The 17,627-nt window shown below is 74.3% G+C and carries 20 protein-coding genes and 1 pseudogene; 12 read left to right on the top strand and 9 right to left on the bottom strand.

Going from position 1 to position 17,627, the window contains the following annotated elements; genetic code table 11:
• Nucleotides 1-6 precede the first annotated feature (6 nt).
• The 3 genes from ACFFJG_RS18555 to ACFFJG_RS18565 are packed head-to-tail and all read left to right on the top strand — an operon-like array spanning nucleotide 7 to nucleotide 2,453.
• Nucleotides 7-960 (top strand): hypothetical protein, encoded by a 954-nt coding sequence (locus tag ACFFJG_RS18555; protein ID WP_378520261.1) that lies wholly within the window; start codon nucleotides 7-9, stop codon nucleotides 958-960.
• 41 nt (nucleotides 961-1,001) lie between these two features.
• Nucleotides 1,002-1,388, top strand: coding sequence for an EVE domain-containing protein (locus ACFFJG_RS18560; protein ID WP_378520262.1), 387 nt, complete (start codon nucleotides 1,002-1,004; stop codon nucleotides 1,386-1,388).
• Nucleotides 1,389-1,412: 24 nt separating this feature from the next.
• A complete protein-coding gene (locus tag ACFFJG_RS18565; protein WP_378520263.1) occupies nucleotides 1,413-2,453 on the top strand; it encodes an LLM class F420-dependent oxidoreductase in 1,041 nt (346 codons plus the stop codon).
• 8 nt (nucleotides 2,454-2,461) lie between these two features.
• On the opposite strand, the gene ACFFJG_RS18570 is transcribed toward ACFFJG_RS18565, so the two are convergent.
• Nucleotides 2,462-2,983 carry a hypothetical protein gene (locus tag ACFFJG_RS18570; protein ID WP_378520264.1) on the bottom strand — a complete coding sequence of 174 codons (522 nt, stop codon included), beginning with the start codon at nucleotides 2,981-2,983 and terminating at the stop codon, nucleotides 2,462-2,464.
• Between the two features lie 73 nt (nucleotides 2,984-3,056).
• Here ACFFJG_RS18570 and ACFFJG_RS18575 point away from each other — a divergent pair, with 73 nt between their 5' ends.
• On the top strand, nucleotides 3,057-4,205 hold the full coding sequence (locus tag ACFFJG_RS18575; RefSeq protein ID WP_378520265.1) for an acyl-CoA dehydrogenase family protein: 1,149 nt from the start codon (nucleotides 3,057-3,059) through the stop codon (nucleotides 4,203-4,205).
• Nucleotides 4,206-4,218: 13 nt separating this feature from the next.
• Here the strand turns inward: ACFFJG_RS18575 and ACFFJG_RS18580 are convergent, their stop codons facing one another.
• Nucleotides 4,219-4,911 (bottom strand): hypothetical protein, encoded by a 693-nt coding sequence (locus ACFFJG_RS18580; RefSeq protein ID WP_378520266.1) that lies wholly within the window; start codon nucleotides 4,909-4,911, stop codon nucleotides 4,219-4,221.
• Nucleotides 4,908-5,438, bottom strand: coding sequence for a SigE family RNA polymerase sigma factor (locus ACFFJG_RS18585; protein WP_378520267.1), 531 nt, complete (start codon nucleotides 5,436-5,438; stop codon nucleotides 4,908-4,910). Before ACFFJG_RS18585 ends, ACFFJG_RS18580 begins: the two co-directional genes overlap by 4 nt.
• A gap of 170 nt (nucleotides 5,439-5,608) precedes the next feature.
• On the opposite strand from ACFFJG_RS18585, the gene ACFFJG_RS18590 reads away from it, so the two are divergent.
• Complete coding sequence (locus ACFFJG_RS18590) at nucleotides 5,609-6,535, top strand: oxidoreductase (protein WP_378520268.1); 927 nt, start codon at nucleotides 5,609-5,611, stop codon at nucleotides 6,533-6,535.
• Between the two features lies 1 nt (nucleotide 6,536).
• Here ACFFJG_RS18590 and ACFFJG_RS18595 read toward each other — a convergent pair whose 3' ends face one another.
• On the bottom strand, nucleotides 6,537-7,397 hold the full coding sequence (locus ACFFJG_RS18595; RefSeq protein ID WP_378520269.1) for a helix-turn-helix transcriptional regulator: 861 nt from the start codon (nucleotides 7,395-7,397) through the stop codon (nucleotides 6,537-6,539).
• Between the two features lie 110 nt (nucleotides 7,398-7,507).
• On the opposite strand from ACFFJG_RS18595, the gene ACFFJG_RS18600 reads away from it, so the two are divergent.
• From ACFFJG_RS18600 to ACFFJG_RS18610, 3 genes are all read left to right on the top strand, one after another.
• Nucleotides 7,508-8,299, top strand: a complete 792-nt coding sequence (locus ACFFJG_RS18600) for a DinB family protein (RefSeq protein ID WP_378520270.1) — start codon at nucleotides 7,508-7,510, stop codon at nucleotides 8,297-8,299.
• A 39-nt stretch (nucleotides 8,300-8,338) separates the two neighbouring features.
• Entirely contained in the window at nucleotides 8,339-8,704 is a 366-nt protein-coding gene (locus ACFFJG_RS18605; RefSeq protein ID WP_378520271.1) for a nuclear transport factor 2 family protein, read from the top strand.
• Nucleotides 8,705-8,783: 79 nt separating this feature from the next.
• On the top strand, nucleotides 8,784-10,388 hold the full coding sequence (locus ACFFJG_RS18610; RefSeq protein WP_378520272.1) for a RecQ family ATP-dependent DNA helicase: 1,605 nt from the start codon (nucleotides 8,784-8,786) through the stop codon (nucleotides 10,386-10,388).
• On the opposite strand, the gene ACFFJG_RS18615 is transcribed toward ACFFJG_RS18610, so the two are convergent.
• Genes ACFFJG_RS18615 through ACFFJG_RS18625 form a run of 3 tightly spaced genes read right to left on the bottom strand, consistent with a single transcriptional unit; the run spans nucleotide 10,381 to nucleotide 12,883 of the window.
• Entirely contained in the window at nucleotides 10,381-11,328 is a 948-nt protein-coding gene (locus tag ACFFJG_RS18615; RefSeq protein WP_378520273.1) for an NAD(P)/FAD-dependent oxidoreductase, read from the bottom strand. The two genes, ACFFJG_RS18610 and ACFFJG_RS18615, sit on opposite strands and share 8 nt — an antisense overlap.
• Entirely contained in the window at nucleotides 11,325-12,569 is a 1,245-nt protein-coding gene (locus ACFFJG_RS18620) for a flavin monoamine oxidase family protein (protein ID WP_378520275.1), read from the bottom strand. Before ACFFJG_RS18620 ends, ACFFJG_RS18615 begins: the two co-directional genes overlap by 4 nt.
• Nucleotides 12,570-12,607: 38 nt before the next feature.
• The gene (locus ACFFJG_RS18625) at nucleotides 12,608-12,883 is read right to left on the bottom strand and encodes a hypothetical protein (protein ID WP_378520276.1); all 276 of its coding nucleotides are present in this window, start codon (nucleotides 12,881-12,883) and stop codon (nucleotides 12,608-12,610) included.
• Nucleotides 12,884-12,923: 40 nt separating this feature from the next.
• Here ACFFJG_RS18625 and ACFFJG_RS18630 point away from each other — a divergent pair, with 40 nt between their 5' ends.
• Nucleotides 12,924-13,451 (top strand): metallophosphoesterase family protein, encoded by a 528-nt coding sequence (locus ACFFJG_RS18630; RefSeq protein WP_378520277.1) that lies wholly within the window; start codon nucleotides 12,924-12,926, stop codon nucleotides 13,449-13,451.
• Here the strand turns inward: ACFFJG_RS18630 and ACFFJG_RS18635 are convergent.
• Together ACFFJG_RS18635 and ACFFJG_RS18640 are read right to left on the bottom strand one after the other, a co-directional pair.
• Nucleotides 13,399-13,926 (bottom strand): DUF2243 domain-containing protein, encoded by a 528-nt coding sequence (locus ACFFJG_RS18635; RefSeq protein ID WP_378520278.1) that lies wholly within the window; start codon nucleotides 13,924-13,926, stop codon nucleotides 13,399-13,401. The two genes, ACFFJG_RS18630 and ACFFJG_RS18635, sit on opposite strands and share 53 nt — an antisense overlap.
• A gap of 47 nt (nucleotides 13,927-13,973) precedes the next feature.
• Nucleotides 13,974-14,276: a hypothetical protein gene (locus ACFFJG_RS18640; protein WP_378520279.1), complete on the bottom strand. Its 303-nt coding sequence runs from the start codon at nucleotides 14,274-14,276 to the stop codon at nucleotides 13,974-13,976.
• Nucleotides 14,277-14,402: 126 nt separating this feature from the next.
• On the opposite strand from ACFFJG_RS18640, the gene ACFFJG_RS18645 reads away from it, so the two are divergent.
• From ACFFJG_RS18645 to ACFFJG_RS18655, 3 genes and pseudogenes are all read left to right on the top strand, one after another.
• Nucleotides 14,403-16,256, top strand: a complete 1,854-nt coding sequence (locus ACFFJG_RS18645) for an AMP-dependent synthetase/ligase (RefSeq protein WP_378520280.1) — start codon at nucleotides 14,403-14,405, stop codon at nucleotides 16,254-16,256.
• Nucleotides 16,253-17,086, top strand: coding sequence for a glycerophosphodiester phosphodiesterase family protein (locus ACFFJG_RS18650; RefSeq protein ID WP_378520281.1), 834 nt, complete (start codon nucleotides 16,253-16,255; stop codon nucleotides 17,084-17,086). Before ACFFJG_RS18645 ends, ACFFJG_RS18650 begins: the two co-directional genes overlap by 4 nt.
• A 72-nt stretch (nucleotides 17,087-17,158) precedes the next feature.
• A pseudogene (locus ACFFJG_RS18655) lies at nucleotides 17,159-17,627 on the top strand (hypothetical protein); the annotation flags it as partial.

Here is a 17,627-nt window from a genome sequence, read left to right on the forward strand (position 1 = left end):
CGACACGTGAGGGGACGGGGCCTGCTCGTGGTCGGCGCGCTGGCGCTGGTCGGCCTGGTGCTGCCCGCCGTCGCGCTCGTGGCGGCCCTGGGTGCGGACCGGCCCCCGCCACCGCGCTCCGACGTCGACCTCGCCTACGCCATCGACGGCGAGCTGGGCTGCGACACCGAGGTGCAGCAGGTGCCGGTGCTGCCGCTCGACGCCGAGCCCCTGGCGATGCTGGTCTGCGCCGACGGCCGGGGGTCGATGCCCTGGACGGCGCCCGCCGACCTGGTCGACGGCGACCTGTCCCGTCTGCGCTCAGTGCTCGACGGGCTCGACGAGGCACCCGTCGGCGACGTCGCCTGCACGCGGCAGGCCGGGCCGGCCTTCGACCTGCTCCTGCGCTTCTCCCGCGACCGCTACGCGCGGATCCAGGGCGACACCAGCGGCTGCGGGTTCGTCACCGTCGCGTCCGGGCGATGGTTCGGGGCCGGCGAGGTGCTCGACACCGCGCTCGCCCTCGTGGAGGAGCAGCGGGAGGCACGGCCCGCCCCGACGGCGCTGCCGGACCCGCCCGACTGCGCCGCCGGCGACCCGCGCGGGCCGGCGTACTCGCTCACCGGGTCCGCCGCGGACATGGTGGTGGCCGTGTCGTGCTGGGCGCCCGACGCCCCGGAGCCGTCGTACCGGCCCTCCGTGCGCGTGCCGGCTGCCGACCTCGAGGTGCTTGTGGCCGACCTGGCGGCGCGGGCCGAGCCCCTCGTCAGGATCGGCCGCTACGACTGCCCCGGTGGGGACGACGCGCTCTACGCCCAGAGCGTCGTGGGACGCACCGCGTGGGGCGACCTGGTCTCGGTCGACGGCTGGTGCCACGAGCTCGTCGTGCGCGAGCCGTGGGCGGCCCCCGACGACGCGGGACCGCTGGTCTGGCACCCGTCCGGCCGGGCCCAGCGGGTGCTCGACGAGCTGCGCCGCTGAGGCCCGTCGCGGTGTCGGACCCTCCGCCTAGCGTCGCCGCCATGACACGCACCTGGGTCCTCGTCGCCTCCCGCGACCACGCACGCCGCGGAGCCGCGGAGGGCTTCGTGATGGCCAACCACGGCAAGCGCGCCCCGGTGGCGCGGATGGGCCGGGGTGACCACGTCCTGGTCTACTCCCCCACGACGACGTTCCCGCGGGGCGAGCCGCTGCGGGCGATCACCTTCGTCGGCGAGGTGACCAGCGACGAGCCCGAGCCCAGCACCGTGATCGAGGGTGGCTGGAAGCGCGCCGCGCGGCTGCGCGAGATCGAGCCGGTCCCGCTCGCCGCCGTCCGCGACCACCTGCCGACCAGCAGGATCAGGTTCGGCTTCTTCGAGCTCCCTGCCGCCGACGCGAAGGCGATCGGGGGCCTCTTGCCATCGTGACAGTGCCACTGTCACGATTGGGGCATGCGCCTCGCGACCCTCCTGATGTACGACGGCAACCCGCGCAAGGCGGCCGACGACGTGGTCGCGCTGGAGCGGGCCGGCCTCGACAGCGTGTGGGTCGCGGAGGCCTACGGCTTCGACTCCCCCACGCTGATGGGCTACCTCGCGGCGAAGACCGAGACGGTGCAGATCGGCTCGGCGATCCTCAACATCTACTCCCGCACGCCCGGCGCGCTGCTGCAGACAGCCGCCGGGCTCGACAACGTCAGCCAGGGCCGCGCGATCCTCGGTCTCGGCGTCAGCGGGCCGCAGGTGGTCGAGGGCTTCCACGGCGTCCCCTACGCCAGGCCGATGGCGCGCACCGCCGAGGTCGTCGACCTCGTGCGCCGGGGCCTGAAGCGGGAGCAGCTCACCTCCGACGGCGTGTTCCACCTGCCGCTGACCAAGGAGCACGGCGCGGTCACCGGGCTCGGCAAGCCGCTCAAGATCCTCACCCAGGTCGAGCGCGACACCATCCCGATCTGGATCGCCTCGCTCGGCCCGAAGAACGTGGAGCAGACCGCGGAGATCGCCGACGGCTGGATCCCGCACCTGTTCCACCCCGAGCGGGCCCACCTCGTGTGGGGTGAGGCGCTCGCGGCCGGCAACGCCAAGCGGCTCGACGGCCTCGGGCCGCTGCAGGTGATGGCCGGCGGCATGGTCGCGATCGGCGAGGGCCCGGAGACCAAGGCGCTCCTCGACCTCGCCCGGCCGCTCTTCGCCCTCTACGTCGGCGGCATGGGCGCCAGGGGCAAGAACTTCTACAACGACGTCGCGCGTGCCTACGGCTACGAGGAGGAGGCGGAGAAGATCCAGGACCTCTACCTGTCGGGGAAGAAGAGGGAGGCCGAGGCGCTCGTGCCCACCGAGTGGCTCGAGGCCGCCAACCTCGTCGGCCCCGCGTCCTACGTCCAGGAGCGCATCGCGGCCTTCCGCGAGGCCGGCGTCACCGACCTCAACATCACGCCGGTCAGCGACGACCCGGCCGCGACGGTGGCCCAGGTCAAGGATTGGGTGTCGTGACCCGTCCCTCACCAGGGGCGGTCGAGGAGGCCCGCCGTCCCGCGCTGCTGCTCGCCGAGCGCCGCGTCGAGGACCAGCACGGCGCCGGTCAGGGCGGGCGTGGCCCACTGAAGCCAGACCAGCTTCCGGCGGGCGTCCTCGGCGACCTGCGGGTCGCGCGGGTGCCCGTCCTCGCCGGACGCGTCGCCGAGGCGCTCGCCGTAGACGTACGCCGCGGCCGACGAGGCCACGGCAGCGCCGGTCAGCAGCGTCTTGGCCAGCGTGACGACCGTGGTCGGCGGGTGGCCCGCGACGCGGCGACGGTTGTCGGCGGTGATCGCGAGGCCGCTCAGCAGGTGCAGCGCGACGGCCGCACCCTGCACCGGTCCCCAGCGCTCCCACCCCGTGCCCGACACCTCGACGCGCTCGCGCTCGGTGTCCGGCTCGCGTGCGGCCGGGTTGAGCCCGACCGCGCCGAACAGCGACCCGCCGAACCAGGCGGCGTTGGTGACCAGGTGCGTCGCGCGCACCGACGTGCTCATCAGACCCATCGACCCACGGTAGGTGCGGCGTGGCCGCACCGCCTCACCCCGCGGGACCCCCGCACCGACAGGAGCCCGCACCATGCCTGAGCGCCCCAGCATCCTCGAGCAGGAGCACGAGGACTTCCGCGCCGTCGCCCGTTCGTTCCTCGAGAAGGAGGTCGTGCCCCACCACGCAGCGTGGGAGGCGGCCGGCGTGGTCGACCGCGAGGTGTGGCGCAAGGCCGGCGAGCGCGGGCTGCTGTGCTTCGACGTCGACGAGGCCTACGGCGGGGCGGGCATCAAGGACTTCCGCTACAACATGGTGCTCGCCGAGGAGGCCGCGCGCGCGGGCGCGTCGGGTCCCGGCTTCGCCGTGCACACCGACATCATCGTCCCCTACCTCTCCTCCCTCGGGACCGAGGAGCAGAAGCAGCGCTGGCTTCCCGGCTGCGTCTCCGGCGACCTCGTCACCGCCATCGCGATGACCGAGCCGGGCGCCGGCTCCGACCTCCAGGGCATCCGCACGACCGCGGTCGACGCCGGCGACCACTACGTCCTCAACGGCTCGAAGACCTTCATCTCCAACGGCATCCTGTCCGACCTCGTCGTCGTGGTGTGCCGCACCGATCCCGAGGCCGGCCACCAGGGCATCTCGCTGCTCGTCGTCGAACGTGGGATGGAGGGCTTCGAGCGCGGCCGCAACCTCGCCAAGATGGGCCTGCACGCACAGGACACCGCCGAGCTCTCGTTCACCGACGTCCGCGTGCCGAAGGCGAACCTGCTGGGCGAGGAGGGGCGCGGCTTCGTCTACCTCATGGAGAACCTGCCGCAGGAGCGCGTCTCGATCGGCTGCATCGCCGTCGCCGCCGTCGAGCACGTCCTCGACCTCTGCCTGGCCTACGCCAAGGAGCGCGAGGCCTTCGGCAAGCCGATCGGGAAGTTCCAGCACAACCGCTTCGTCCTCGCCGAGATGGCCACCGAGGCGCACATCGCCCGCGTCTTCATCAACGACTGCGTGCTGCGGCTCAACGCCGGGACCGTCGACACCGCGCTCGCGTCGATGGCGAAGTGGTGGACCACCGAGCTGCAGAAGCGCGTCGTCGACGCCGGCGTCCAGCTGCACGGCGGCTACGGCTACATGGACGAGTACCCCATCTCCAAGGCCTACACCGACTCCCGGATCCAGACCATCTACGGCGGCACCACCGAGATCCAGAAGGAGATCATCGGCCGCATGCTGGGGCTCTGAGCCGCCTGCGCGATCAGCCGACGCCCGGCACGGCGCCCGCACCCACCCGGACGCTGGAGAGGAACGTCAGCGCCGTGTCACGGGTCCAGCCGAGGTCGGCGGGGAACTGGATGCGCACGGTGCCCTGCGGCTCGCCGTCGCGCGTCGACACCGAGGCGGTCAGGTAGCCGTCACCGTGGTCGAGGAACGCCATCTCACGACCGTCGCGCGTGACCCGCTCGCCGGTGCCGAGGGACGCCTCGTCGAACATGATGACCAGCTTGCCGACGAACGAGTCCGGCTCCTGGTCGGGGTCGCCCACGCGTGCGATGGTGACGGCGGACGGCCCGTTCTGCTGCACCTCCCACCCCTGCGGAGTGGTGTCGAACGTGTAGGGGCCGGCCTCGAAGGCGGCCGCGACCAGGCGCACCTGCCCGCCCTCCGGCGACGGGGCGGTCGTCGCGCCGGGGTGCGGCGAGGGCGCTGCCGTGGTGCCGCCGGGGTCGTCGGTGCCGGTGACGACGACCGCGGCGCCCGCCCCCAGCACGGCCAGGGTGGTGAGCGCGCCGAGGCCGGCCGAGAGGGTGCGCCGGCGGCGGTGCCGCAGGGCGGCCCGGGCCCGCCCGAGGTCGGCGGCGGCGCTGGTCGTGGCCCTGCCCGCGTCGCCCGGTCGGGCCACGCGGTCGAGCAGGTCGTGCAGGTCGGGGGTCGGGTCCAGGTGGTTCATCGGGTCTCCTCCGGGGTGGGGCGGACGGTGGGGGCCAGCGCGTCGCGCAGGGTGGCCAGCGCGCGGGCGTTCTGGGACTTGACGGTGCCGGCGCTGCAGCCGAGCACGCGGGCGGTCTCGGCGACGTCGAGGTCGAGCCAGTGGCGCAGCACGACCACCGCGCGCTGCCGCGGTGCCAGGGAGGCGAGGGCCTCGACGACGACGGCGCGGAGCTCTCCGTCGTACGTCGTCACCTGCGCGTCCTCGCGCTCGCCCACCGCGCGCTCGACCGTGGTCTCGCGGCGACGGTGCGCCCGCCGGGTCTCGTCGACGTAGGTGTGCGTGAGGCTGGCGCGGGCGTAGCCGAGGCGGTTGTCCGCCCGTCGTACGTGCCGCCACTTCACGTAGAGCCTGGTCAGCGTCGTCTGCACGACGTCCTCCGCCGCAGCCTCGTCGCCGGCGGCGAGGAGGCGTGCGATGCGCAGCAGCGTGTCACGGTGCTCGGTCACGAACTCCGTGAACTCCCGGTCGCGTTCGGCGTCCCTCACCCGGTCCCCCTCCGTCGCGGCACCTCCGGCGGAGGCGCTCCACCCACCATGACGGGCGCGGGCCCTCGCACGGTTGCACCCGCGCGACGGCGCTCCCCGAGGGTGGTACGCCCGGTCCCAGGACAACCGTTCCACTGGTCCGCACGCACCGGCCGCGCGACGGTGGACCCATGACCACCCAGCCCACCCCCACCACCACCCCCACGGCGGTCCCCGCCACCGCCCTCCTCGGCGACGCCCCGGTCCACCGGATCGGCTACGGCGCCATGCAGCTCGCCGGTCCCGGCGTGTTCGGCCCGCCCGCCGACCCCGGGGCCGCGCGCGCCGTGCTGCGCCGTGCGGTCGAGCTCGGCGTCGACCACGTCGACACCGCGCAGTTCTACGGCCCCGACGTCGTCAACGAGCTGATCCGCGAGGCGCTCCACCCCTACCCCGACGGCCTCCGGCTGGTGACCAAGGTCGGCGCACGCCGCGACGGCACCGGCGCGTGGCTGCCGGCCGCCGAGCCCGCCGACCTGGTCGAGCAGGTGGAGCAGAACCTCCGCTCCCTCAACGTCGAGCGGCTCCACCTGGTCAACCTGCGCCGCTTCGAGCGCGACGACCCCGACGCCGCCGAGCCCGCGCTCCAGGACCAGCTCGAGGCCCTGGCCGGGCTGCGCGACGCCGGGAAGATCGCCCACGTGGGCGTCTCCAACGTCACGGCCGCGACCGTCCGGCGGGCCCACGAGCTCGTCGGCATCGGCGAGGTGCAGAACCCGTTCAGCATCCTCGACCGCAGCGACCAGCCGGTCCTCGACGCGTGCCGCGAGCTCGGCGTGGCATACGTCCCGTTCTTCCCGCTCGGCTCGGCCTTCGCCGGTGGCCCGGCCGTCCTCGCGGCCGACCCGCACGTGTCCGCGGTCGCGGCGCGCCACGGCGCGACGCCGAGCCAGGTCGCGCTGGCCTGGCTCCTCGCCCAGGACGAGCAGGTCCTCCTCATCCCCGGCACCGGTTCGGTGGCGCACCTGGAGGAGAACATGGCCGTCCTCGACCTCGCCCTCGACGCCGACGACCTCGCGCGGCTCGACCAGGTGCAGGAGCGACCGGTCGGCCACTGACCTAGCGCCCCTGCACGGCCTCCGTCGCCTCGAGGTCCTGGAGACCGACGACGACCGCGAGCGCCAGCGCCTCGGCGTCGGGGGTGCCGGGCTCCGCGGTGAAGACCACGATCTGCAGCTCGCCGTCGTTGATGGTCAGCTTGTCGCAGTCGAGGGTCAGCCAGCCGACCACGGGGTGGTGCAGCGTCTTGCGCTGGGCGCCCCGTGGCCGGGCCGGCGTGGTCTCCCAGAGCTCGGCGAAGCGGGGGCTGTCGCGACGCAGGTCGTGCACGAGGGAGGCGAGGTCGGGGTCGTCGGGCATCCGCACGAGCGCAGCGCGCAGGTCGGCCACCACGTCGCGCTCGACCATCGACCGGGTCTGCGGCTCGAACCGGCCCATGCCGGGCAGGTCCATGAACGTGCGCCACGCCCGGTTGCGGCCGCGCTCGGACTCGCCCGAGAGGTCACCGAACAGGGCGCTGGCGGCGCGGTTCTGCACGATCGTCTGCCACGAGGCGTCGATGACGGTCACCGGCGTGTCCCCCAGGCGGTCGACCAGCCGCATCACGCTGGGCGGCACGTGGCGGTCCATCCGCGACGGCGACGGGGGCAGGTGCCCGGCCAGGCGGTAGAGGACGTCGCGCTCGCCGTCGTCGAGGCGCAGCGCGCGGGCCAGGGCCTGCACCACCTGCACCGACGGGTGCCGGGCACGACCCTGCTCGAGGCGCACCAGGTAGTCGGCCGAGACCCCCGCCAGCTGCGCGACCTCCTCGCGTCGCAGGCCCGGGGCGCGGCGGCGCGCCTGGCTCGGCAGCCCCACGGCGGCCGGGCTGACGCGGTCGCGCCACATCCGCAGCTGCGAGCCGAGGGCGCTGGTGTCCACCACCTCAGTGTCCCAGCCGCGCCCCCGGCGGCGCGACCGCGAGGGTGGGACCCGTGGTCCCACCCGGGAACCGGTCGCGGAGCGTCCGCAACCGTCCCTACGGTGTCCCCATGACCGACTTCACCGAGCAGGACCTCAGTGGCTCGACCTTCCGGCGCGTCGACCTCTCGGGGTCGACGTTCGAGCAGGCGCACCTGCGCGGCGCCGTGCTGCACGACGTCGACCTCAGCGGCGCGCGGGTGCGCGCGACGTACCTCGACGGGGTGCGGATGACCGGGGTCGAGGTGCCCGACCTCGAGATCCACGGCGAGATCCGGCGGCTGGTGGTCAACGGGGTCGACGTCACGGCCTACGTCGAGGCCGAGCTCGACCGCCGGACGCCGGAGCGGGCGCTGATGCGACCGACGACCGTCGACGGCTTCCGCGAGGCGTTCAGCGTCCTGGACCGGCTGTGGGCCGCCACGGTCGAGCGCGCCCGCTCGCTGCCCGAGGACGCGCTGCACCAGCGGGTCGACGGCGAGTGGTCCTTCGTCGAGACGCTGCGGCACCTCGGCTTCGCCCACGCCTGCTGGGTCGGTGGCGTGGTGCGCGCCGACCCCTCCCCCTGGCACCCGCTCGACCTCCCGTGGGACGAGGCACCCACCGTCGAGGGCGTCCCGTGGGACCGCGACGTGCGCCCGTCCCTGGACGAGGTGCTCGCGGTGCGGGCCGAGCGGCGGTCGGTCGTCGCCGACGTGCTGGCCGACCTCGACGACGCCGGGCTGGCCCGGCCGGTCTCGTCGGCCACGCCGTTCATGGCCGACGCCGAGGGCCTCGACGTCGCCCAGTGCCTGCGCGTGGTCCTCAACGAGGAGTGGGAGCACCGGCTCTACGCCGAGCGCGACCTCGCCCTCCTCGCCTGAGCCTTCCCGGCGGCCCGTCGGCGGGCGCACACTGACCCCATGGCCGAGACCCTGGGGACCCGCTTCGCCCGCGCCGTCGCCGCCAAGGACCGCGACGCCCTGCGCGACCTGCTCGCCGACGACGTCGACTTCAAGGGCCTGACGCCCGGTCGCACCTGGGAGGCCACCGGACCCGACGCGGTCCTCGAGGTGGTGCTGGGGTCGTGGTTCGAGGACTCCGACACGATCGAGCGGGTGGTGGAGGTCGCCGACGGCGCGGACGTGGCCGACACCTCCCACGTGTCCTACCGCTTCGACCTGCGCAACCCCGACGGGTCGTGGGTGGCCGAGCAGCAGGCCTACTACCGGGGCGAGGAGGCGATCGCGCACCTCCGCGTGCTGTGCTCGGGCTTCCGCCGGAGGTGACGCACATCTCCCGCATGCTCACCGGGGCCCACGGGTACCCCCAGCGCTCGCAGGCGTGGTGGACGGGGAGGAGCCCGGGGTGGTCGGAGCGGACGAGGTGCGGGAGGCCGCGGAGCGGCACTTCGGCCACCGGGAGCTGCTGCCCGGGCAGGAGGACGCGGTGCGCGCCCTGGTCGGCGGCCGCGACGTGCTGCTCGTCGCCCCCACCGGGTCGGGCAAGTCGCTGGCCTACCAGCTCGCGGGGGTGCTGCTCGGGGGGTGCACGGTCGTCGTCTCGCCGCTGCTGGCCCTCCAGCAGGACCAGGTCGACTCCCTGCAGCGGGCCGGCCTGACCGCGGCCCGGCTGAGCTCGGCGGAGTCCGACACGGTGCGGGCCGAGGTGCTGGAGGGAGCCGCCTCCGGTGAGGTGCAGTTCGTGCTCCTCTCCCCCGAGCAGCTCGCCAACCCCGAGGTGCACGCCGCCCTCGCCGCCGTCGGACCGCGCCTGGTCGCGGTCGACGAGGCGCACTGCGTCTCCGCGTGGGGCCACGACTTCCGTCCCGACTACCTCCGCCTCGGCGAGCTCGTCGCCGGCCTCGGTGAGCCGCGGGTGATCGCGATGACCGCGACCGCCGCCCTGCCCACCCAGCAGGACGTCGTCGAGCGGCTCGCGCTCCACGACGCCCGCACCGTCCTCACCGGTTTCGAGCGCGACAACATCGCCCTCGCCGTCGAGCGGTTCTCCGACGCCGACGAGCAGCGCGAGCGCATCCTCGCGCTCGTCGACGAGATGGCCGGCGACCCCGGCAGCGGCGTCGTCTACTGCCGCACCCGCGCCGGCGCCGAGGCGTACGCCGAGGAGCTGGTCGCGCGCGGGCACCGCGCGGCGACCTACCACGCGGGCCTGCCCACCAAGCGCCGGACCGAGGTGCACGCCGCGTTCATGTCCGGCGAGCTGTCGCTGGTGGCGGCCACGTCCGCGTTCGGCATGGGCATCGACAAGCCCGACATCCGCTTCGTCCTCCACGCCGACGTGCCGGAGTCCCCGGACACCTACTGGCAGGAGGTCGGTCGCGCCGGGCGCGACCGCGCCACCGCCCGTGCCGTGCTCGCCTACCGCGCCGAGGACCTGTCCCTCGGCAAGTTCTTCGCGACGCCGGTGCCGAGTCGCACCGACGTCCGGGCCGTGCTGGAGGCGGTCGACGCCGCCGGCAGCGAGGACCCCCGCGAGGTGGCCGAGCACCTGTCCTTCGGGCACCGCAAGGCCGGCCGGCTGATCAACCTCGTGCACCTCGCCCGGGCGGCGGGCGACCTGCCCGACGACGCGCGGCCGGCGTCGGTCGTCGACGCCGTCGTCGAGCGGGCGGAGGCACACCGGCGGCTCGAGGAGTCGCGCGTCGAGATGATGCGCGGCTACGCCGAGACCGACCGCTGCCGCGCCGCGTTCATGCTCGGCTACTTCGGCGCCGAGGTCACCGAGCGGTGCGGCACGTGCGACAACTGCCTGGCCGGGACGGCCCCGGAGGAGGGCACCTCGACCAGCACTGCCTACGTCGTGCAGGCCACCGTCGAGCACCCCGAGTTCGGCAGCGGGACGATCACCGACGTGGAGCCCGACCGGGTGACGGTGCTGTTCGAGGAGGTCGGTTACCGCACGCTGGCGATCGAGCTGGTCGAGGAGCGGGGACTGCTCGAGGTCAGGTGAGCCGCCCGGCCAGCGCCCGACCGAGGCGCGTGCCGGAGAGCCATGCCGTCTCCACCTTCGCAGTGGGGCCCCAGCCGTCGCCGCACACCCCCACCAGCAGGCCGTCGCCGTCCTCGAGGGCGTAGGGCGCCTCCCGCTCGCCCACCGGGCGGGCGAACGTCCAGCGGTGGACGTGGACGTCGTCGGGCTCGGGCAGGTCGAGCAGGCCGCGCAGGGCCGCGGTCATGGCGGGTGCGGCCGCGGAGGGGTCGTCGAGGTGGCCGGCGGCGAAGCCCGGCGTGGAGTGCGCGACCAGCACCGGGGCGTCGTCACCGCGACGGCGGCCGTCGTCGGCCACCCACGCGAGCGTGTCGTCGTCGTTGACGAACGCCCCGTCGAGGCGCCCGGTCGGGCTGACGGCGTCCCAGGTGCGGTCCGGCCACCGGGCCGCGAGCGCGAGCACCGGCTCCCACGTGCGGTCGAGCAGGGCCGCCACCGGGTGGTCGCCGACGAGTCGCAGCGCCTGCGGGTCGGGCATCGCCAGGACCACCGCGTCCGCGCCACGGTTCACGTCCGCGAGGTCGGTCAGGTCGACCCGCACGACGTCGAGCCCGTCGGCGAGGTCCTCGACGAGCGTGCGCAGGCCGCGGGTGGCACCCCAGCGCACGGGACCCGACTTCACCTCGGGCTCCGCGCCGCCGAGCACGCAGAACGTGTCGGTCCACTCCCGGGCCAGGCCGCGCGCGGCCCAGTCGTCCACCACCGTGCGGAACCCGTCGTCGGACACGGTGAGGTAGGAGGCGCCGAGGTCGACCCGGCGGTCCCAGAGCGTCCGCGACGCCATCCGGCCGCCGGGCACGCGTCCGCGGTCGAGCACCCGCACGCCCACGCCCGCCTCGCGGAGGGCACGGGCGCACGCGACCCCCGACAGCCCCGCTCCGACCACCACGACGTCGCTCATGCGAGACCTCCCAGCACCGCGTCGGCGGCACGCTGGCCGCTGACCAGCGCGCCCTGGATGGACCCGGTGTCGCGGTGGTCGCCGCACACGACGAGGCCGTCGACGACCACCGGCCGGGCCTCGCTGTGGGGCGCCGGCTGCACCGGGAGCGCGTCGGGCACCTCGTGGCGCGCCAGCACCTCCCACCGCGCGGGGTCGGCCCCGAGCAGGTCACCCGCGTGCCGCCGCATCGCGGCCTCGTCGGGCACCCGGTCGGGCCCGAGGAGCGCGGAGGCCTGCACGAGGTGGCGCCCGGGAGGGGCGTACGACGGCGCCGCGCGCGAGACGACGGCGGCGTTGACGAGCGGTCCGGCCGCGGTGCGTCGGGCGTCGACGTGGAGCAGGTCGGTGGCGGGGGCGTCGGGCGCCGCCCACCAGGTCGTCACCACGCCCTTGGTCGCCACCCGCGGCACGCCGGCCAGGCCGGCGGCACCCGCGGCGCCGGTCGCGACGACGACCGTCCGCGCGCTCCACGTGCCGTCGTCGGTCTCGACCGACCTCGCGTCGGCGCGGCGCACGTGCTGGCCCAGGCGCACCCGGTCGCCCAGCGTGGCCGCGAGCTGCTCGGGCAGGGCCTGCATCCCCTCACGAGGGAGCGCGGGGACGCCCCGCACGAACATCCACGTCAGCAGCAGCGCGTACCGGTCGGCGGTGGTGCCGTCGTCCTCGAGCAGCACCCCGGCGAAGAAGCGGTCCACGACACGGCGCAGCAGCCCGTCGACGCCTGCGTCGTCGAGCGCGGTGCGCCGGTCGACGTCCGGCCGGCTCCGGAGCGTCGCGGACAGCCGCCCGCGGCGGGGGCGCAGCAACGGGCCCGCCCAGCGGGCGAGCGCAGCCACCTCGGCGGGACGCGCCGCCACCGCACGCAGCGTCTGCGGGAGCAGCCGCGGCTCGCGGACCGGGTGGCCGAGCACGCGCAGGTCGGTCTCGGTGCGCGCCGCCACGCCGGCCCCGAAGGGCTGCAGCCCCAGGGCGTCGACGTCGACCCACCTCGCCACCGCCGGGTAGGCAGGGTTGAGCAGCTGGAACCCCCGGTCGAGGAGGAAGCCGTCCACGCGCTCGGTGCGGATCCGCCCACCCACCGCGTCGGACGCCTCGAGCACCACCACGTCGCGCCCGGCGTCCGCCAGCACCTGGGCGCACCGCAGGCCCGCGAGCCCCGCACCCACGACGACCACGTCGGCTTCCCTGTCGACCCGCATGCCGCGAATCTAGGGCAGCGCGCCAACGACGGTCGCGGCTAGAGCGGCACGTCCTCCGGCAGCACCCGCAGCACGCTGAGCGTCCCGGCCTCCTCGCCGACCACCACCTTCGACCCGTCGAGGCGCCGCAGCGCGGCGCGCACGTCCTCCACGTCGAGGTGGGAGTCGACGGCGATGTCGGCGTCACGGACCGGCACGGCGGTCGCCGGCCACTCGGTGGACGGCACCTCGAAGGGGTCGAAGTCGGTCTGGGCGGCAGCCCAGAGCTGGAGCGCGGCCTCGGCCACGACCTGGTCGGTGTCGTCGTCGGTCATGTCCGGTGAGTACCCCGCGCCCGTGGAGTTCACTGGTCCCATGGCGACCCGACTGCTCCTGCTGGCCGACACGCACCTGCCGAGGCGGGCCAGGGACCTGCCCGCCGAGGTCTGGGCGGCGGTGGACGACGCCGACCTCGTGGTGCACGCCGGGGACTGGGTCGACGTCGCGCTCCTCGACGCGCTGGAGGAGCGCTCCGCGCGGCTGGTGGCGTGCTGGGGCAACAACGACCACGGCGCCCTGCGCACCCGGCTGCCCGAGGTGGCGCGCGTCGAGGTCGAGGACCTCCGGATCGGGGTGGTGCACGAGACCGGGCAGGCGAAGGGGCGCGAGGAGCGGATGGCGGCGATCCACGGCGACCTCGACGTGCTCGTCTTCGGGCACAGCCACATCCCGTGGGACACCACGGCGCCCGGCGGCCTCCGCCTGCTCAACCCCGGCTCCCCCACCGACCGCCGGCGCCAGCCGCACTGCACCTACATGACGGCGGTCGCCGACGCCGGGACGCTCGAGGTCACCCTGCACCGGCTCCCGCCACGGGCACCGGCTCCCAGCCGCGGTCGGTGAGCGCGCGCGAGCCCGACCGCGCGACCAGCCACCCGGCCAGCACGAGTGCCGCGCCCAGGGCGAGGAAGCCGAGGTCCCACGTGAGCGGACCGCCCAGGTCGTCGCGCACGTGGTGCACCCCCAGCAGCTGGTGGTCCACCAGCCCCTCGACCACGTCGAAGCCGCCCCACCCGCCGAGCACGCCGCCGAGGTGGAAGCGCCAGCTCGGTGGCAGGCGTCCCTGTCGCCACTGTGCCAGCGTGACGATCGAGGCGCCCACGACGACCAGCCACGAGAAGACGTGGAAGAAGCCGTCGGCGAGCGTGTTGACCTCCAACCCGGCGACCGTGGTAACCGGGTAGGACCCGGTCGCGCTCACCATGTGGTGCCACTGGAGCAGCTGGTGCAGGACGATCCCGTCCACGAACCCACCCAGCCCCACGCCGTACATGAGGCCGGCGGCGGCGGACGGACGTTCCCCGACGTGGTGCGACATGAGGTCCCGTACCCCGTGCCGGACCAGGTAGTGCGCCGCAGGACGGGTCAGTCGGCCTCGCGCCGCTCGTGCAGCCGCTGCTGCGCCTCGCCGAGGAAGGCCAGGCACGGTGCGTCGTCGCCGGGGTGCTTCTCCACGAGGTGGAAGGTCCAGCGGTCCATCGCGGCCATGAAGCCGTTGTCGCCGCCTGCCCGGTGGGTCGACCAGGGCCTGTCCTTGCGGGCCCGGCACGAGGTGCAGCTGATCCGGTAGAGGAGCTGCTGCTCGCCGTCGAGGTCGATCCGGACCCGGGCCAGCGGTCCGGCCTGCGCCGCGGCCTTGCGCTCGCGGGCCGAGCGGGTCGCCACCATGTCGTCTCCTGCCGTCGCCGTGGGCCGTGCACCTCCATCCTCGCGCACGGCTGGACCACCCCTAGCCACTGCCGGTCCCGGCGTCCATGATGTGACCCCCGCCACACCGCTCACCGAGGAGACGCCATGACCATCCCGGTCCCCGACGAGGTCGCCGCCGTCCGCGAGGACTACGAGGCCCGCATCCTCGGGCTCCACATGCCCGCGACCGTGCGCCAGGCCGCCGAGCGGTACGGCGACCAGCCCGCGTTCTCCGACCGCTTCGACGTGCCGGAGGGGCAGACGTGGTCGACGATCACGTGGCGCGAGACCTGGGAGCTGACCCAGCAGGTGGCGGCGGCGCTGATCGGCCTCGGCGTGGAGAAGGGCGACGCGGTGGCGATCATGGCCACCAACCGCACCGCCCACACCCTCGCCGACTACGGGGCGATGGCCGCGGCCGCGGTGCCGATGTCGATCTACAACACGCTCGCGCAGGACCAAGTGGCCTTCATCGCCGGCGAGGCGCGGCCGGTGGTCGTCGTCCTGGAGGACCACGACCGCTACCGCCGCTGGGAGCGAGCGCTCGCCGAGGTCGACTCAATCCGCCACGTCGTGCTGCTCGACGAGGCCGACCGGGTCGACGACCCGCGCGCGATGACCTGGGACGACTTCCTCGCCCGCGGCACCGACACCTCGGGCGTCGAGGACCGGATGGACCGGATCACCCCCGACATGCCCGCGACCTACCTCTACACCTCGGGCACGACGGGCAACCCCAAGGGCGTCGTGCTCACCCACCACAACGTGATGTACGAGTCGGTCTCCACCCTCGACGCCGCCGGGCTGCACGGGCAGCAGCGCACGATCAGCTACCTCCCCCTCGCCCACATCGCCGAGCGGGTGCTCGCCACCTACGGCCCGCCGTTCCTCGGCAACCACGTGCACGCGATCCCCGACCCGGCCGGCCTGCTCGGGGCGCTCGGTGAGGTGCACCCGACGGCGTTCTTCGGGGTCCCCCGGGTGTGGGAGAAGATCAAGACCGGCATCTCCGCCAAGCTCGCCGAGGACCCCGACCCGGCCAACCAGGAGATGGTGCGCAAGGCGATGGCCGCCGGGCTGGCGTGGACGCAGGCCCACGAGCACGGCAACGAGATGACGCCGGAGGTCGAGGCGGCCTACGCCGAGGCCGACACCGCCATCCTCGGCTTCCTGCGCCTGCTGCTCGGCCTCGACCAGGTGCGGTGGGCCGCCAGCGCGGCCGCCCCGATGCCGCTGGAGGTCGCAAAGTTCATGGGCGGCCTGGGCCTGCACGTCTACGACGTCTACGGCATGACCGAGACGACGGGCGCCTTCACCTCCAACGGCCCCGGCCACTTCAAGCTCGGCACCGTCGGCCGCGCGAACCCCGGCATCGAGGTGCGCCTCGCCGAGGACGGCGAGATCCTCGTGCGGGGACCGGTCAACACCCCCGGCTACCACCGCCAGGAGTCGGCGACGCGCGCGCTGATCGACGAGGACGGCTGGATCCACACCGGTGACATCGGCACGGTCGACGACGACGGCTTCTTCTCCGTCGTGGACCGCAAGAAGGAGCTGATCATCACCTCCGCCGGCAAGAACATCGCGCCGTCCAACATCGAGAACTACCTCAAGGAGTCGCCGATCGTCGGGCACGCGATGGCGCTCGGCGACGGCCAGCCCTACGTCGTGGCCATCTTGACCCTCGACGGCGAGATCGCACCGCTCGTGGCGGCCAGGATGGGCATCGAGTTCACCGACCTCGCCGACCTGTCCACCAAGCCGCAGATCCGCGCGATGGCGCAGGCGGCAGTCGACGCCGCCAACGAGCGCCTCTCGCGGCCCGAGCAGGTCAAGGCGTGGGAGCTGCTGCCGCACGAGTGGACGGCCGAGTCGGAGGAGCTGACCCCCACGCTGAAGCTCAAGCGCCGGGTGGTCAACGCGAAGTACTCCGACGTGGTCGACTCGCTCTACGCGTGAGCTTCGACCTCCAGGCCCACCGCGGTGGCGCGGGCCTGTGGCCCGAGAACACCCTGGAGGCCTTCGGCCACGCGCTCGCGCTCGGGGTCTCGACCCTCGAGCTCGACGTGCACCTCACCGCGCAGGACGACGTGGTGGTGGCGCACGACGCAGCCCTCGCCGACGCGCGCCTGATCCGGCGGCTGACGCGCGCCGAGCTGCCCCGCTCGATGCCGCTGCTGCGGCAGGTGGCGGCGCTGCTGGAGGAGCGCGGCGCCGACCCAGTGCGGCTCAACCTCGAGATCAAGTACGACGCCCTCGACGCCTCCGGGCTCACCTCCCGCGAGGCGTTCGTCGCGCGGGTGGTCGAGGCGCTGCACGTCGACGGCCTCGTCGCCCGCACCAGCATCCAGTGCTTCGACTGGGGCGTGCTGGCGCTGGTGCACGAAGCCGAGCCCGCCGTGCGGCGCAACCTGCTCGTCTCGCCGCGCTACCTCCGACCCGACCACGGCAGCGCCTCCCCCTGGTTCGACGGCATCCCGGTCGACGACGACTTCGTCGTGACGGCCGCCGGGCAGGGCATCACCGCGATCTCGCCCGTCCACGGCTCGCCCTACCTCTCCGGGGTCCAGGACCCCGGCTACCGGCCGTACGCCACACGGGCGATGATCGAGGAGGCGCACGCCGCCGGGCTGGGCGTCGTGCCCTACGTCGTCGATGACCCGCCGACCATGCGGCACCTCGTCGACCTCGGCGTCGACGGCCTCATCACCAACCGTCCCGACCTGCTGCGCGAGGTGCTGGACGGGCTCGGACGCCCGCTGCCGACGGCGTACCCCAGGCCACGCTGAGCGTGCTCCCGGTCTAGACCTCGGGGGAATCACCGATGCGGCATGTCGGTGGAGGCTGTTGTGCTGGTGTGCATGCATCGACAGATCGCCGGAGCCCTCACCGGGCGCGTGACCAAGTGGGTCGTCCTCCTCGCCGTCGTCGTCATCACCGGCGTCATGGCCACCTTCTCGGCCAAGCTGGCCGACGTCCAGAACAACGAGGCGTCGTCGTGGCTGCCCGGGTCGGCCGAGTCGACCAAGGTCCTCGACGAGCTCTCCGAGACCGTCGACCCCAACGACATCCCCACGCTGGTGGTCTACCACCGCGACGGCGGGCTCACCGACGACGACCTCGCCGCGATGGAGCAGGACGGCAAGGAGATCGCCGGGCTCGACGGCGTCACCGACCAGGGCGTCCTGACGCCTGCTGCCGCCCGGGCCGCCGCCGCGCAGGGGGCGCCGGTCCCGACGCTGGTCTCCGACGACGGCGACGTCGCCTACCTCTACTTCGTCCTCAACTTCGGCACCGACGGGTGGAACGCGATCCCTGCGGCCGCCGACG

Source organism: Nocardioides zeicaulis (genome assembly GCF_042432345.1).
GTDB classification, from domain to species: domain Bacteria; phylum Actinomycetota; class Actinomycetes; order Propionibacteriales; family Nocardioidaceae; genus Nocardioides; species Nocardioides zeicaulis.